At 72.2% G+C, this 15,553-nt stretch carries 6 protein-coding genes; 5 read left to right on the top strand and 1 reads right to left on the bottom strand.

The window, feature by feature from the left end; genetic code table 11:
* Positions 1–11: 11 nt before the first annotated feature.
* Entirely contained in the window at positions 12–3,191 is a 3,180-nt protein-coding gene (locus tag ACZ434_RS26940) for an FAD-binding and (Fe-S)-binding domain-containing protein (protein ID WP_468460208.1), read from the top strand.
* Positions 3,188–4,972, top strand: coding sequence for a hypothetical protein (locus ACZ434_RS26935; RefSeq protein ID WP_468460206.1), 1,785 nt, complete (start codon positions 3,188–3,190; stop codon positions 4,970–4,972). Before ACZ434_RS26940 ends, ACZ434_RS26935 begins: the two co-directional genes overlap by 4 nt.
* Before the next feature lie 173 nt (positions 4,973–5,145).
* On the opposite strand, the gene ACZ434_RS26930 is transcribed toward ACZ434_RS26935, so the two are convergent.
* Positions 5,146–6,039 (bottom strand): class I SAM-dependent methyltransferase, encoded by an 894-nt coding sequence (locus tag ACZ434_RS26930; protein WP_468460204.1) that lies wholly within the window; start codon positions 6,037–6,039, stop codon positions 5,146–5,148.
* 259 nt (positions 6,040–6,298) lie between these two features.
* On the opposite strand from ACZ434_RS26930, the gene ACZ434_RS26925 reads away from it, so the two are divergent.
* The 3 genes from ACZ434_RS26925 (at position 6,299) to ACZ434_RS26915 (ending at position 15,549) form a co-directional block, all read left to right on the top strand.
* Positions 6,299–7,414, top strand: coding sequence for an SDR family oxidoreductase (locus tag ACZ434_RS26925; RefSeq protein WP_468460202.1), 1,116 nt, complete (start codon positions 6,299–6,301; stop codon positions 7,412–7,414).
* Between the two features lie 183 nt (positions 7,415–7,597).
* Positions 7,598–9,223, top strand: coding sequence for a PfaD family polyunsaturated fatty acid/polyketide biosynthesis protein (locus ACZ434_RS26920; protein WP_468460200.1), 1,626 nt, complete (start codon positions 7,598–7,600; stop codon positions 9,221–9,223).
* A 23-nt stretch (positions 9,224–9,246) separates the two neighbouring features.
* On the top strand, positions 9,247–15,549 hold the full coding sequence (locus ACZ434_RS26915) for an SDR family NAD(P)-dependent oxidoreductase (protein WP_468460198.1): 6,303 nt from the start codon (positions 9,247–9,249) through the stop codon (positions 15,547–15,549).
* Positions 15,550–15,553: the final 4 nt, after the last annotated feature.

Here is a 15,553-nt window from a genome sequence, read left to right as displayed (position 1 = left end):
AGTCGACCCCGATGGCGAAGGCAACGCGCGACGTACCGGCCAGGACCCACCCGGCAATCGCGGGCCCGCCACGCGGCAGGCAGACCATCGAGGTCGGCAAGCTGGAGCAGGCCCTGCGCAAGGCGGTCGACGGCGAGGTCCGCTTCGATACCGGGTCGCTGGGCCTGTACGCGCAGGATGCCTCGAACTTCCGGCAGGTGCCGATCGGTGTGGTCGTCCCACGCACCCTGGACGACGTCGTCGCGGTGCACAAGATCTGCCACCGCTTCGGAGCCCCCGTCCTCAACCGCGGCGGCGGCACCAGCCTGTCCGGCGAGACGGTCAACGAAGCCGTCGTCATCGACCACTCCAAGTACCTGACCGCCATCGGGGACATCGACGTGGACCGCCGCCTGGTCACGTGCGAGCCCGGCGTCATCAACGAGGTCCTCAACCGCCACACCGGCAAGCACGACCTGATCTTCGGCCCCGACCCGTCCACGCACTCCCGCTGCGTCATCGGTGGCAACATCGGGAACAACTCCTGCGGCATCCACTCGGTGCAGTCGCAGCTCTACGGTCCCGGACCGCGCACCAGCGACAACGTGGAGGCACTGGAGGTCGTCACCTACGACGGCGAACGCTTCTGGGTCGGTGTGAACGAGGAGGACCGGCTCGACGAGATCATCGCCGCAGGGGGCCGCAAGGGAGAGATCTACGCGGCGCTGCGCGACCTGCGTGACGAGTACGCCGACACCATCCGGGAGCGTTTCCACTCGGAGAAGCAGGTGCCGCGCCGAGTCTCCGGCTACAACCTCGACGAACTCCTGCCCGAACGCGGCTTCAACGTCGCCCGCGCCCTGGTGGGCACCGAGTCCACCTGCGCCACGGTGCTGCGGGCCGTCCTCAAGCTCACCCCCGCCCTGCTGCACCGCACCACCGTGGTCGTCGAGTACGACGAGCTCCCCGACGCCGCCGAGCACTGCGAGGAGATCATCGAACGGTGGCGGCCGATCGGCCTGGAGGCCCTGGACGACGAGCTCATCCGGGATCAGCAGGAACAGAACATGCACATCAAGGACATCAAGGAACTCCCGGGCCTGGGCGGCGGAGGCTGGCTCGTCGTCCAGTTCGGCGCCGACTCCGAAGAGGAGTCCGCCGGCCAGGCCCACGGGTTCGTCGACTGGCTCACCGGCGACAAGGGCTATTCCCGCGACCGTATCCGGCTGGCGAAAAGCACCCAGGAGGGCGGCACCAGCGAACACCTGTGGGCGATCCGGGAAGGCGGTCTCGGCTCGACCGCCTTCCCACCCGACGGCATCGACCACTGGCCCGGCTGGGAGGACTCCGCGGTCCCTCCGGACCGCATCGGCGAATACGTGCGCAAGTTGCGCGGAGTGATGGACCGGCACGGCATCAAGGGCGCCATGTACGGCCACTTCGGCCAGGGCTGCATCCACTGCCGGCTCAGCTTCGACCTGCGCACCGCCGACGGCCTCGCCACCTACCGCTCCTTCATGGAAGACGCCGCCGACCTGGTCGTCTCCCTGGGCGGGTCCGTGTCCGGCGAGCACGGCGACGGCCAGCAGCGCGGCGAACTGCTGGAGAAGCAGTACGGAAGCGAACTCCTCCAGGCCATGCGCACGTTCAAGGCCGTCTGGGACCCGCAGGGCAAGATGAACCCCGGCAAGGTCATCGACCCCTACCGGCTGGACGAGAACCTCAAACTCGGCACCGACTACAACCCGCCCCGCGTCCCGCTCAAGTTCGCCTACCCGGAAGACGGCGGCGACTTCGCCCACGCCACCCTGCGCTGCGTCGGCATCGGCAAGTGCCGCGTCCCACAGGCCGAGACCACGATGTGCCCCAGCTACCAGGTGACCCGCGAGGAGAAGCACACCACCCGCGGCCGGGCCCGCATGCTCTACGAGATGCTCAAGGGCGACGTCATCACCGACGGCTGGCAGTCCAAGGAGGTCAAGGACGCCCTCGACCTGTGCCTGGCGTGCAAGGGCTGCACCAACGACTGCCCCGTCAACGTCGACATGCCCACCTACAAGGCCGAATTCCTGCACCACCACTACAAGTCGGCCAAGCGGTGGCGCCCCCGCCACGCCTACGCCTTCGGCTACATCGACCAGCTCGCCCGGCTCGCCTCCCACATCCCCGGAATCGCCAACACCGCCACCCGGACCCCCGGTCTGGCACGACTCGCCAAGCTGGTCGCCGGTATCGACCGCAAACGCCCCCTGCCGCGCTTCGCACCGATGACACTCCAGGAGTGGTTCGCCCGGCGCGGCGGCACCGCCAACCCGGCCGGCCGTCCCGTCGTCCTGTTCCCCGACACCTTCAACAACCACTTCCACACCCAGGTCGGCGTCGCCTGCGTCGAGGCCATCGAGGCGGCCGGCTGGCGCGTCATCATGCCCGAGCAGCACATCTGCTGCGGCCGGCCCCTGTACGACTACGGATTCCTGGACGCCGCCGAACGCTACCTGCACCGCGTGCTGGACATCCTGCGGCCCGAACTGCGCGCCGGCACGCCCATCGTCGGCATGGAACCCAGCTGCCTGGCCGTCTTCAAGGACGAGCTGCCCAAGCTGCTGCCGCACGACGACGACGCCAAGCGCCTCACCCGCAACGCGTACCACTTCGCCGAGTTCTTCCAGACGTACGGGATCAAGCCGCCCGCCCTGGAGGGCAAGGCTCTCCTGTGGGGCCACTGCCATCAGCGGGCAACCGGCGGCATGACCCCCGACGAGCAACTCCTCGAGGACATGGGACTCGAAGTGGACAACCTGCAGGGAGGCTGCTGCGGCCTGGCCGGATCGTGGGGATTCGAGTCCGGCAAGTACGAGATCTCCATGGACTGCGGCGAACAGGCACTCCTCCCCTCGGTACGCGACACCGACGACCAGTGCTTCGTGGTCGCCGACGGGTTCTCCTGCAAGACCCAGATCAAGGACGCCGGAACGGGCCGCGAGGCACTGCACGTCGCCGAGATCATGAAACTGGCCCGCGAGCACGGCGCAGGTGCGGCCTCGAGCCGGAACACTCTGACGCGTCCGGCTCCGCCGTGGCACCACCGCGTCCTGCGCATCTCGGCCGCCGCAGCGCTGGCAGCCGCCGTCACCGCTGTCGCCGTCCGCACAAGGAGGCCCCCTCGGCGTCGTGCGTCCCGCGCCCGGTCGGTACAGTCTTGCCCTCGTTGACGATCAACTGCGCGCCCGGCCGGGGGCCGTTGGGGGGACTGGTGGTGGGCAACCTGCCCGGAGTACTCGCTCTGCCTCGCATACTGCGGCACATCGCGGCCACCGGCGAAGGGCTGCCGCCCGACGGGGCGGTGGAGCTGGACGCGCCGGACTCCGCTCTGCGGGCCGCGCTCACCGCGGCCCGGTCGGGAGCCTGGGAGCCGGCGGCGGAACTGCTGGCCGAGACGCGCACCGCCCGGGACTGGGACCGGCGCGGCCAGTACAGCGCCGGTCTGGCCGAACTCGCGCTGCACCACACCGGATGGCTCGACGCCTGGCGGCAGGAACGGCCCGGGGACCCCGATCTCGCCCTGGTGGCGGCCGAACTGGAGATCGACCGGGCCTGGGAGATACGTACCGCCGCACGCGCCCGCCATGTGTCGCGGGAGCAGTTCCGGGCGTTCCACACGTTGCTGCACGACGCCGAGCCGATCCTGCGGACCGCCGCCGACCTCAACCCCGGCGACCCCGTCCCCTGGCGGGTCCTCATCTCCCACGCCATGGGACTCGGTGCTCCCCGCACGGTGTTCGACGAGTACCTGGCGCGGGGGCGCGAAGCCGACCCGCACGATGTGGGCCTGCACGCCCGCGCGGTGCAGTACCTGGCGGAGAAGTGGTACGGCTCGCACGCGGAGATGTTCGAGTTCGCCGAGTCGGCCGCCGCGGCAGCCCCTGAGGGCTCACCGCTGCGCGGACTGCCCCTGCACGCGGTCACCGAGTACGCGCTGGAGCACGATGCGGGGATCGAGAAGGGGCCGGTGGCGTGGTCACGTATCGAGCGACTCGTCGAGGCATGCCTCCCCCTGTCCGCCGGGTACGAGCCGGGCGACCGACGGGCAGCGGGCTTCCGCAACCACCTCGCCCTCGCACTGATCCGCTCCAAGCGCCAGGCGGACGCCCTGGACGTCTTCCGCCTCATCGGCACCGACGCCCGCACGTTCCCCTGGGCGTATCTGGGCGATCCTCGGGAGATCTTCCTCCTGATGCGCCAGGGCGTCCGGGTCCATGTCGCCCGCCGGACACCGTACTTCGGCGGCTCCGTCCCGGCACCGGCCGTCGGCGTCCCGTCCGATACGGCGACCACGGCGGACGCCGCCACCGCTCCCGTGGCCATGGCCGTCGCGCTCGCCGTCGCGCCGCTGCGGGACGTCCGTACGGCGGTCCTGCTCAGCGGTAGGGCCATGCGCCTCGCTCCGGCGCCCGGCGGCGGCACGTTCGTCGAGATCGCGTCTTCGGCGGATGCGCCGGGCCGCAGCAAGGGCCTGCGCAAGACCCTGCTCAGCGAGGGTGGGCTGCCCGGGCTGGCCGGTCTGTTCAGCCGGGGTGAGCAGTGGCCGGTCCTGGTGGCGGTCAAGGAGGGCGCGGACTACACGCTCCACCTGTACCGCGACGGCCGCCTCGTGACCGCCCACGTGTGGTGGGACGACCCGGCCGAGATGCCGACGCAGGAAGAGGCGGCGAAACGGGCGACCGCGCTGGGGGCGGCCTACGGGCTGACGGATCACCGCCCCCTCACCGCGATCCTGCGCGGCACCGGCGCTCCGCGCCGCCACCTCACCGAGGCATTCACGGCGCTCGGGCTGCCCCCACCCCCGGCCGGCTTCGGCGACCGCCCCGAACCCCTGGCCGAGGTGCGGGGCGCCCAACTGGTCGAGCGGCGCTCCTTCTTCCGCGCGCTCAAAGAGTCCCTCTCCTCCGAGAGCGACAGCACCTCCAACCGAGAACTGCCCCCACTGACCTGACCACATACCCGTCACACTTCAGCGCCGCCCCCTGCTTCGGAGGCCTCCCCCTGTGACCCGTACAGCATCCACGGCTCCGCGCGTCGGCGGAGCCGCTGGTCTCCGGGCCTGATGAGGCGGGGCGGGACGGGGCGGTACGGGTCGACGTGAGCCAGGGTCGGCGGAGGTGGTGATCAGGCCGGTTTGTCGAGCACCAGGGCGACGTAGCCCGTGCAGCCTCCTACGGAGCGGTGGGCGTCGACACTGGCGAGGGTGTGCCGCCAGTCCTGTTCGCTGAACCCGCGCAAGTCGGGCCAGCGCAGGCACAGCAGTTCCCGGCCGGCCTGGTTCGTCGCCATGCGTGTCAGGAGAGCGCCGAGACGGGAGAAGCCTTCGATCACCGGACGGGTCCAGTCGACGGTGCGCCATATGACGAACCCCGTCTCCTCCGCGTGCCTCAGGTAACGCCTCAGGGGCTCGAACTCGTCGAACCGCCACGCCTCGCGGACGAGGCCCAGTGGATCGAGCTGCCGGATCATCGACGGATCGTCCGTGTTCCAGACGAAGTCGACCAGGACGAACCTTCCGCCGGGGCGCAGTACCCGGAAGGCTTCGGCCAACAGAGCGCGGCGGTCGGCAGGAGAGAGATGGAAGGCCGCCTCCAGGCAGAGCACCCGGTCGAACGAGCCGTTCGTGGCACGGATGCCCTCTGCCTGCGGCAGGGCGGTGACATCGGCCACGGCGAAGGTGGCGCGGGCGGCGTCGCCGTACCGGGCGCGAGCCTGTGCGATCTGGTCGGCGGTGATGTCGACCCCCACGGCGTCACAGCCCGCGGCAGCCAGCCGGGCGGTGGTGTGGCCGCGTCCGCAGCAGGCGTCCAGCACCCGGTGTCCCGGACTGGCCTGCAGGAGTGCCAGGCTCCTGGTCTCGAGCCGTCGTTGAAACCAAGCCAGCCCACCGACGATCCCGGGGAGGGTCGGAAGGGTGTGGTAACCGAGGTTGACCAGCGCGCCCCAGCCCAGGTGCCGGCACAACCGGAACAGTGGGTTGGCATCGCCGTAGGACGCTGCAAGGCGGTCCTGGCCCATTGAGTTCCTTCCTGTGTGTTCCAGGCGGCTCGCATTCCAGGCGGCTCGCAATACCCGGGAACGCAGCGGCAAGCAGGCGTGCCGGGCCGACCCACGCACGGTACAGAACAGGTGCTTACCGGCGAAAACGGCGGTGCGCCAGCGGTTCTGCCTCAATATCAGCACAACGAGTGGTGCCGTTCCCCGTGGCCTCGTCCCACCGCTTTCCGCGTGAGAACGTGAGCCGGCATCAGGGGCGAGAGCGGGGGGTACGGTGCGGGTGGCGTTGACCGGTGCCACGGGTTTCCTTGGCCTTCGACTTCTGCACGAACTGCTGCGCCGTCACCCGTCGGTCACCGTGCTCGCGCGCGGAGAGCCCGACCGCGTACGGGAGCGGATCACCCGAGGCCTCGGCCGGTTCGCCCCCGGCCTCACCGGCCTCGCCGACCGCGTCCAGGTGGTGTCCGCCCGGATCACCGAGCCCGGCCTCGCCCTGCCGAAGAGTGACTACCAGGAACTGGCGGACTCGCTGGACGCGATCTGGCACTGTGCCGGGAACACCACACTCGACGGTGACCTGGCCACGCTGCGCGAGGTGAACGTGGAAGGCACCCGGTACGTCCTCGACCTGGCCGGGGCCGGACGCCGTACCCCCGCGGTGTTCCACGTCTCCACGGCGTTCGTGGCCGGGGCGCGTCGGACCGGGGTGGTGTACGAGGACGAACTGACCGATGCCTACGGCTTCGAAGGCACCTACGAACGGTCCAAGTTCGAGGCGGAACAGTTGGTGCACGCGTGGGCGAGGGCCACCGGCCGGCCGGTGGTGATCTTCCGGCCAAGCGTCCTGACCACCGGTCTGCCACCCCACCCGGATCTCCCGGAACACCCGTTGCTGAACATCACGCGGAACCTGTCCGGCATCGCACGGAGCCAGCTCGGCCCCGGCCGGACACCGGACGTGCTCCTCCCCCGGACCAACCGCTTCCGGATCCTGGGGCGGCCGGACGGACAACTCAACCTGATGCCGGTGGAATCCGCCGCCGCCGTGATGGCCCGGCTCGCCGACCTGCCTCCCCCCGACGGAGTGGAGACCTACCACGTCGTACACGGCCAGGAGACACCGGTCGTCGTGTTCGGCAGGCTGCTGGAGCACCTCTCCGGGGTCCGTATCGCAGTGGTGCCGGAGCTCCCCGACCCCTCGCCGTACGAGTCGGTCCTTTCACTGGTCAGGGGGGTGTTCTGCTATCTGCGGCACCACCGTCGGTACGACGACTCCCGGGTGAGGGCCAGACTCGGACCGGCGGGCGTCCCGGAACACATCAGCCTGGAGTACCTGCTGTCCGGGCTCCCACCCCGAACGGAGGCTGCCCCGGTTGGCCTGGCACCGCATCGCTGAACTGCTGTGGCCCGCTTCCAGCCGGCGGGTCGACTCCTGGGGCCGTTCCCCGGCCGTCCCCGTGTCGCGTCCCCGGGCAAGTTCCTCCGTGCCCGGCAGGGCAGTCGGCCCCACCGGGAACGGGTACGGGCCGGCCGGAGGACCTACGCCCACACCGACCCCGCGTCCGAGAGGAGACGACCGGTGAACACCACTCTGTCCGAGGCGCCCGGACGCGCCGCCGGCGTGCCCCAGGTCTGCTGGCGGCCCGGCTCGGAGCCGGGCGCGTTCGACCCGGCCGGGATCTCCGCCTACGCGGCCCGGATCCGTGAGCCTCTGTACGTGGTGGGCGGCGGATCCGGGTACGGGTTGGCCGTGGGCGGGACACTCGGGCCCGGCGGGGGCCACCCGCTCGTCGGGCTGGCCCCACCGGTGTACCCGGAGTGGCTTGGCGACCGAGGCTTCGCCGAGGCACACGGAACACGGTTTCCCTACGTGGCCGGGGAGATGGCCAACGGGATCGCCACCACCCGGATGGTGATGGAGCTGGCCGGAGCCCGGCTCATGGGCTTCTTCGGCGCCGCCGGACTCGCCCCCGACCGGGTGGAACAGGCGGTGACGGAGCTGACCGCGGCGTTGGGCGACGCGCCCAACTGGGGCGTCAACCTGATCCACTCACCCGGCGAGCCCCGACTGGAGTCGCAGGTCGCCGAGCTCCTGCTGCGTCACCGTGTACGCCGGATCTCGGCCTCCGCGTTCATGGACCTGACGCCCGCCGTCGTCCGCTGCGCGGCGGCCGGACTGCGGCGGGACGCCGACGGCCGGGTGGTCAGGGACACCTGTCTGTTCGCCAAGGTGTCCCGTCGTGAGGTGGCCGAGAAGTTCATGTCGCCTGCGCCGGAGGCGCTGTTGGACGCGCTGGTCCGGGACGGGGCTCTCACCGCTGAGCAGGGCCGGCTGGCCCGCCTGGTCCCGGTCGCCGAGGACGTGACCGTCGAGGCCGACAGCGGCGGTCACACCGACGGCCGCCCGCTGTCCGTGATCCTGCCCGAGCTGCTGGCGCTCCGGGACACCCTGGTGGCCAGGTACGGCTTCCTCCGCCCGATCCGGGTCGGTGCCGCGGGCGGTCTGGGCACCCCCGGCGCGGTGGCCGGTGCCTTCGCACTCGGCGCGGCCTACGTGATGACCGGATCGGTCAATCAACTGGCAGCGGAGTCCGGGGTGTCCGCGGACGCGCGGGAGCTGCTGGCCGGAGCCGGCGTCACCGACGTGGCCATGGCCCCGGCCGCGGACATGTTCGAGCAAGGCATTCAGGTCCAGGTGTTGACGAGGGGCACCCTGTTCGCGGCGCGCGCCAAGCGACTGTACGACGTCTACCGGCGTCACCGGTCCCTGGCGGAGATCCCCGCCGACACGCGGCACAGACTGGAGAACGAAGTGTTCGGCGCGGACCTGGACGCGATCTGGGCGGACACCGAACGGTTCTGGCTACGGCGCGACCCCGGACAGCTGGCCAGAGCCGAACGCGACCCCAAGCACCGGATGGCCCTGGTATTCCGGTGGTACGTGGGCAACGCCAGCCGGTGGGCGATCGAGGGCCGGCCGGAGCGCCGCATCGACTACCAGTTGTGGGCCGGTCCCTCGCTGGGCGCGTTCAACGACTGGGCCCGGGGCAGCCTGCTTGCCGATCCGTCCCGGCGCACCGTCACGCAGATCGCCTTGAATCTGCTGGAGGGCGCCGCGGTGATCACTCGCGCGCACCAGCTGCGTACCTTCGGGCTTTCCCTACCGGACTCAGCCCTGACGTTCCGTCCCCGCAAACTCGCCTGACCCCTGCAGGAGTGTCCGCGCAGATGAGAGCAGAACGTGCCCAGGTTCCCGTCGCGGTGGTCGGTCTCGCCGCGTTCACCCCAGGCTCCCGAGACGTGGCAGGGTTCTGGCGGAACGTCCTCGCCGGCCGGGATCTCATGTCCGACGTACCGGTGGAGCGTTGGTCACCGGCCGACCACTACGACCCTGACCCGTTCGCTCCGGACAAGACCTACGTGCGCAGGGGCGCGTTCCTGCCTGACCTCGAGTTCGATCCGTTGGCGTACGGAATCCCGCCGAGCGACCTTGCGGCCACCGACACCGCCCAGCTGCTGGCCATGATGGCCGCGGGTGACCTGCTGGCCGACTGCGGCCTCGGGCAGATGACCGCACAACAGCGGGAACGGGTCGGGGTGGTGCTGGGCACAAGCGGCCTGGCCCTGGGGTTCGAGGTGTCGGCGCGGCTCTCCCGCCCGGTGTGGAGAAGGGAACTCCTCGCCTCCGGTCTCGACCCGGCCGCGGCCGACGAGATCTGCGACCGGATCAGTGCCAACTTCCCGGTCTGGACCGAGGCGACCTTCCCCGGTCTGCTCGGCAACGTGGTGTCCGGCAGGATCGCCAACCGGTACGACCTGCACGGCGTCAACCACGTGACCGACGCCGCGTGTGCCTCGTCGCTGGCCGCGCTCTCCACCGGACTGGGTGAGCTCGCCCTCGGCGGCTGCGACCTGGTGATCTGCGGCGGCGTGGACGTGCTGAACGACATCACCATGTACGTGTGCTTCTCGAAGACTCCGGCGCTCTCTCCGACGGAGGACTGCCGGCCGTTCGCGGCCGACGCCGACGGCACCATGCTCGGCGAGGCCGTGGTCATGTTCGCGCTGAAGCGGCTGGCCGACGCCGAACGCGACGGGGACCGGATCTACGCGGTGATCCGGGGCCTCGGCGCAGCGTCGGACGGCCGGAGCAAGGCCATCTACGCGCCGCTGGCCGCCGGCCAGGAACGGGCGCTGCGCCGGGCGTACGACGTGGCCGGGTACGGCCCGGAGAGCGTGGAACTCGTCGAGGCGCACGGCACCGGGACCAAGGCCGGTGACGCCGCCGAGTTCGCCGCGCTGAGGGAGGTGTTCCAGGCTGAAGGACGCCCTGACCGGCAGTGGTGCGCCTTGGGCTCGGCCAAGTCCCAGTTCGGACACACCAAGTCCTCCGCCGGCGCCGTCGGCATGCTGAAGGCCGTACTCGCCCTGCACCACCGGGTGTTGCCTCCGACCATCAAGGTGGGGCGGCCCAACCCCGAACTTGAGCTCACCGATTCCCCTTTCTACCTGAACACCGCCACCCGGCCCTGGATCAGCGGCTCCGGTCGGTCGCGTCGCGCCGGCGTGTCGAGCTTCGGTTTCGGAGGCACCAACTTCCACGTCACGCTGGAGGAATACGTTCCCGCCGGGGGCGGCCGACGAGCCTGGCACCTCCCGGCGGCCCCCGGCGAACTCGTCCTGTTCAGCGCCTCCTCCCCCGGCGCACTGGCCGAACTGATCCGCCGGCCCCGGCCCGACCGGCCGTTGGCGGCGATCGCGCGGGAGTGTCAGGCGGCGTTCAGGACCGAACACCGGGCGAGGCTGGCCGTGGTGGCCGACGACGCCACCGATCTGGCGGGGCGGCTGGACGCGCTGGCGGTCCGGGTACAGGCCGGGGTGCCGTTCTCCGCGCCCCGGGCGCACTTCGCCACCGGTGATCCCGCCCCCGGCCGGGTCGCTTTCCTTTTCCCCGGCCAGGGCGCGCAGTACGTGGGCATGGGCGCCGAACTCGCCGTTCACCACAGGGCGGCCCGGGATGCCTGGGACGCGGTCGCGGCAGTCCTCCCGGTGCACCGGGAGGTGTTCCCGCCCCCCGTGTTCAGCGAGGAGGACCGTGCCTCGCTGGAGGCGGCACTGACCGCCACCGAGGTCGCTCAGCCGGCGCTGGCCGCGCACAGCCTGGCCCTGCTGGCCGTGCTGTCGGATCTGAAGCTGACGCCTGACTGCGTGGCGGGGCACAGCTTCGGGGAACTGGTCGCCCTGCACGCGGCGGGCTCCTTCGACGCCCCCACCCTGGTCCGGCTGGCCCGGCGGCGGGGAGAGCTGATGCGGGACGCGGCCACCACCGCCGGGGGGATGCTCGCGGTGAACGCGCCGCTGGAGCGCGTCGAGGAGCTGACGGAGCAGGTGGAAGAGGTGTGGGTCGCCCACCACAACGCTCCCCGGCAGGTCGTCCTGGCCGGCACGGACCAGGCATTGACCGCCGTGGAGGCCCGGTGCGCCGCGACCGGCGTGGTCACCCGCCGGCTGAACGCCGCCGCCGCGTTCCACAGTCCCCTGGTCGCCGACGCCACCGAGCCGTTCACCCGTTTCCTTGCCGACCTCACGGTCCACCGGCCGGCACGGACGGTGTACGCGGGAGCCGATGCGGCCCCGTACCGGCGCGAAGCGGAGGCGGTGCGGCGGGGCATCGCCGCCCAACTGGCCGCGCCGGCGCGGTTCGGCGCCATGGTGGAGGCGATGTACGAGGACGGAGTGCGCACCTTCGTCGAGGTCGGGCCCGGCACCACCCTGACCGGGCTGACCGGTGAGGTACTCGGTGACCGCGAGCACGCGGCGATCAGCCTCGACCGGCGCGGAAGCCACGGGTTGGCCGCGTTCTACGACGGGCTGGGGCGGGCCGCGGTGCGCGGGGTCGCCATGGACCTGTCCGCGCTGTGGGAGGGGCACAAGCCCGTGCCCGAGCCGGATCGTGAGGAGAAACCACGGATGACGGTCCTGATCAACGGCGGCAACCACCGCGATGACCATCGTGGCGGGCGGGCCACTCCCGCGGCTCCGGGACCGGTGGCGTCGCCCGACGGGGCGCCGGGGCGGCCGGGGCCGGTGGTGCCGCCCGCGGCGGTGTCGGAGGCGACACCACCGGTCCCGGGCCCCGGCACCGCGCGGCCCGCCCCGGGCCCGATGCCGGCGGCGCACTTGTCGGTCCAGCCGGTGGCCTGGTCGGCGCCGGTGTCCTCCGCCGGCCCGTCCCCGACACCGGTCCCGGGTCTCGCCGAGCCGGCCGGGCCCGGCACACAGGCACCGCTGATCCCCGGCCAGGTGGCCACGGACAGGCCCGGAGACATCCGGCCGGGCACGCCGGCTCCCGTGGCCACCCCGAGCGTCCGGTCCACCGGCTCGGCCCACCCCGCTCCGCCGACGGAATGGTTGCGGCTCCTGGCCGAGGCCCAGCGGCAGAGCGCGGAGGCGCATGCCACGTACCAACGGGTGACCGCTGAGAACCACCAGCTCTACCTGCGGACGGCGCATGCCTCGATGGAGGCCCTGCTCGGCGCCGCCGGTGTCCGCCTCCCCGCCGTCGGCGTGGACGACCCGCAGCCATGGCCCGTCGCAGAGGTCGCGGTGGGTGCCACCGGCACGCAGGTCGTGCCCTCCGGTCAACCCGCCCACGCCCCCGTGTCGTCAGGTACGGTCCCCGGCTCCGGCCGGCCCTTCCGTTCCGGTTCGGGCGGCGACAGGGGTGAGGCGACATCGGCTGTGCCGACGCCACTTCCGCAGGCCACCGTCGTGCCGTCGCCCGTGGAGGCCCCGGCGCCCGGGCTGGTGCTGCTCGGGTCGCAACCGGACGCGTTGCGGCCGGACGGGCTGCCGCTGGACGGGCTGCCGCTGGACGGGCTGCCGCTGGACGCCGAGTCGATCGGCGCGCTGCTGCTGGAGGTGGTCGCCGAGCGCACCGGCTACCCGGCGGACATCATCAACCTCGACATGGAACTCGAGGCCGACCTGGGCATCGACTCCATCAAGAAGGTCGAAGTGCTCTCCCGGGTCCGCCAACGTGTGGGTGAACTGCCCGCAGCCGACCTGTCCGAGCTGGCGTCCTTGCGCACGCTGCGGGAGATCTCGGTCAAGGTCGCCCAGCTGGCGGGAGAGATCGATGACGCCGGCGACCAGGCGTCCGCCGGTCCGTCGCCGGTGTCCCCGGTGTCCCCGGTGTCCCCGGTGCCTCCCGGGGCCTCCGCCCCCGGATCTCCCCAGGACGTGGACTCCGAGCCCGCCGCCGGTCCGGAAGCCACCGAAGTCCCCACCGCCGAAGTCCTCACCGCCGACGTCCCCACCGCCACCAACCGTCCGGAGCCGGTCCGCCTGGCGGTACGCGCCCTGCCGCTGGCGCCGGCCGGGCTGGCCCTGGCCGGTCTGCGCGACCGGGAGCTCCTCGTGCTCGACGACTCCACCCGGGTGGGTCATCTGCTGGTCGAGGAACTCGCGGCCCATGGTGTGCCGGCCCGGCTCGTCACCGGTCTTCCGGCCGAGGCACGGTCGGTGGTCCTGCTGGACAAGGGCGACGACCCGCCGGCCGCCTTCGCGGCGGTCCGGGGGCTGGCCGACCGGCTCAGCTCGGACGGCGGCCTCCTGGTCACCGTGCAGGACACCGGGGGCGACTTCGGGCTGAGCGGAAACGGCGGCCGGCCGGTCCATGGTGGTCTGGACGCACTGGCCAGGACCGCCGCCCGGGAGTGGCCCCTGGCCACGGTGAAGGCCATCGACTGCGCACGCACCGGGCGCAGTGACAAGCAGGTCGCTGCCGCGATCGCCGCCGAGCTCACCGCGGGCGGGCCGTCGATCACGGTCGGTCTACCCGCCGACGGAAGCCGGACGGTTCCGCTGGCGTGCCCCGTCGCACCCGGCCCCGTCGAACCCCGGGCCGATGCCGACTCGGTGATCGTGGTCACCGGCGGCGCACGCGGCGTCACCGCGTCGGCGATCCGCGAACTCGCGTCCGCCCACCGGCCCAGACTGGTGCTCCTCGGCCGTACCGCACTGGCCGAGGAACCCGCGGGGCTGGCCGGGGCCACCGACGAGGCGGGCCTGATCCGGCTGCTCGCCACCGGCCCCCGCCAGGCCCCACCAGCCGAACTCGCCGCCGAGGCGCGGCGCGTGCTGGCCGTACGTGAGGTCCGGCAGACCCTGCGGGCCCTGGAGGATGCGGGCTCGCCGACGCGCTACCTGTCCGTGGACACCCGGGACGAGGTGGCCCTGCGCGACGCCCTGGCCGAGGTACGCCGGGACTGGGGCCCGATCACCGGGGTGGTGCACGGCGCCGGGGTGATCGCCGACCGGTTGATCGGTGCCAAGACCGACGAGCAGTTCGCCCTGGTGTACTCCACCAAGGTGGACGGGCTGCGCGCCCTGCTGGCCGCCACCGCCGACGACCCGCTCTCCCTGCTCGTGGCGTTCACCTCGGTCTCCGGAGTGTTCGGCAGCCCGGGGCAGGCCGACTACGCGATGGCCAACACCGCCGTCGACCACCTGCTCTCCGCGTACGCCGCCGCCCGTCCCGGTTGCCTGACACGCTCTTTGGCCTGGGGTCCCTGGGACGGCGGCATGGTCACCCGGACGATCGCGGAACGGTTCCGCGCCGCCGGGGTCGAGCTGATCGAACCGGCCGCCGGAGCGCGCGCGTTCGTCGCCGAACTCGCCGACCCCGGTGGACCCACCCGGGTGCTGCGCGCCGCCGGGGACGTGGCTCCCGACGTCCTTGCCGGGCAGGGACCGGTCGCCGAACTGACCCTCGCCCGGCCGCAGTACACGCTGCTGGACGACCACCGGATCGACGGGGCACCGGTGGTTCCGGTCGCCGTCCTGGTGCACTGGTTCACCGGGCTGGCCCGGTCCTGGCGGCCGGACGCCGGCCCGTTGGTCCTCCACGACCTGCGGGTACTCCGCAGGATCGAACTGCGGGAACCGGGCGAGAGGCTCGTGCTGCGCGGCCGGACGAGGACGGACGAGTCCGCACGGCGCGACGGTCTCACCGTCGAACTGGGCGCCGTGGGGGCCAAGTACGCCGGCACGGTGGTCGCCGGCGGCCCGCCGCCGGACCCGCACCGCTGGCGGACGCCGGAAGGCCTCGAAGAGGTCCCCGAACCGTACGACGGAACGGCGCTCTTCCACGGCCCGGTGTTCCAGGTCCTGGACCAGGTCCGGCTCGGCGCCGACGGGGGTGTGGCCGGGCTCCGCCCCCGGGACGTCGAGCCCTGGACGGCCGTGCCCTGGACGGTGGACGTCGCCGCGCTCGACGGGGCCCTCCAACTCGCCGTCGGCTGGACGTTACGGGCCGGTGTCGGGGCGGCGCTGCCGATGTCGATCCGGGAGTGCCGGATCCACCGGGCGGGGACCGACTGGGGAGCCGCGCGCGTCGTCGTCTCGGCACGACGGACCGACGGGATGTCCGCCGAGTGCGACGCGGCCGTACTGTCCGAGGACGGCACCGTGCTGGCCGAGCTGCTCGGGGTGGAGCTGATCCGCCGGCCCGACCTGACCGAGGACTGACGCG

The organism is Streptomyces sp. NPDC030893, assembly GCF_055571535.1.
Note: the sequence above shows the minus strand (reverse complement) of the source record. Positions and strands in the feature narration are given on the sequence as shown.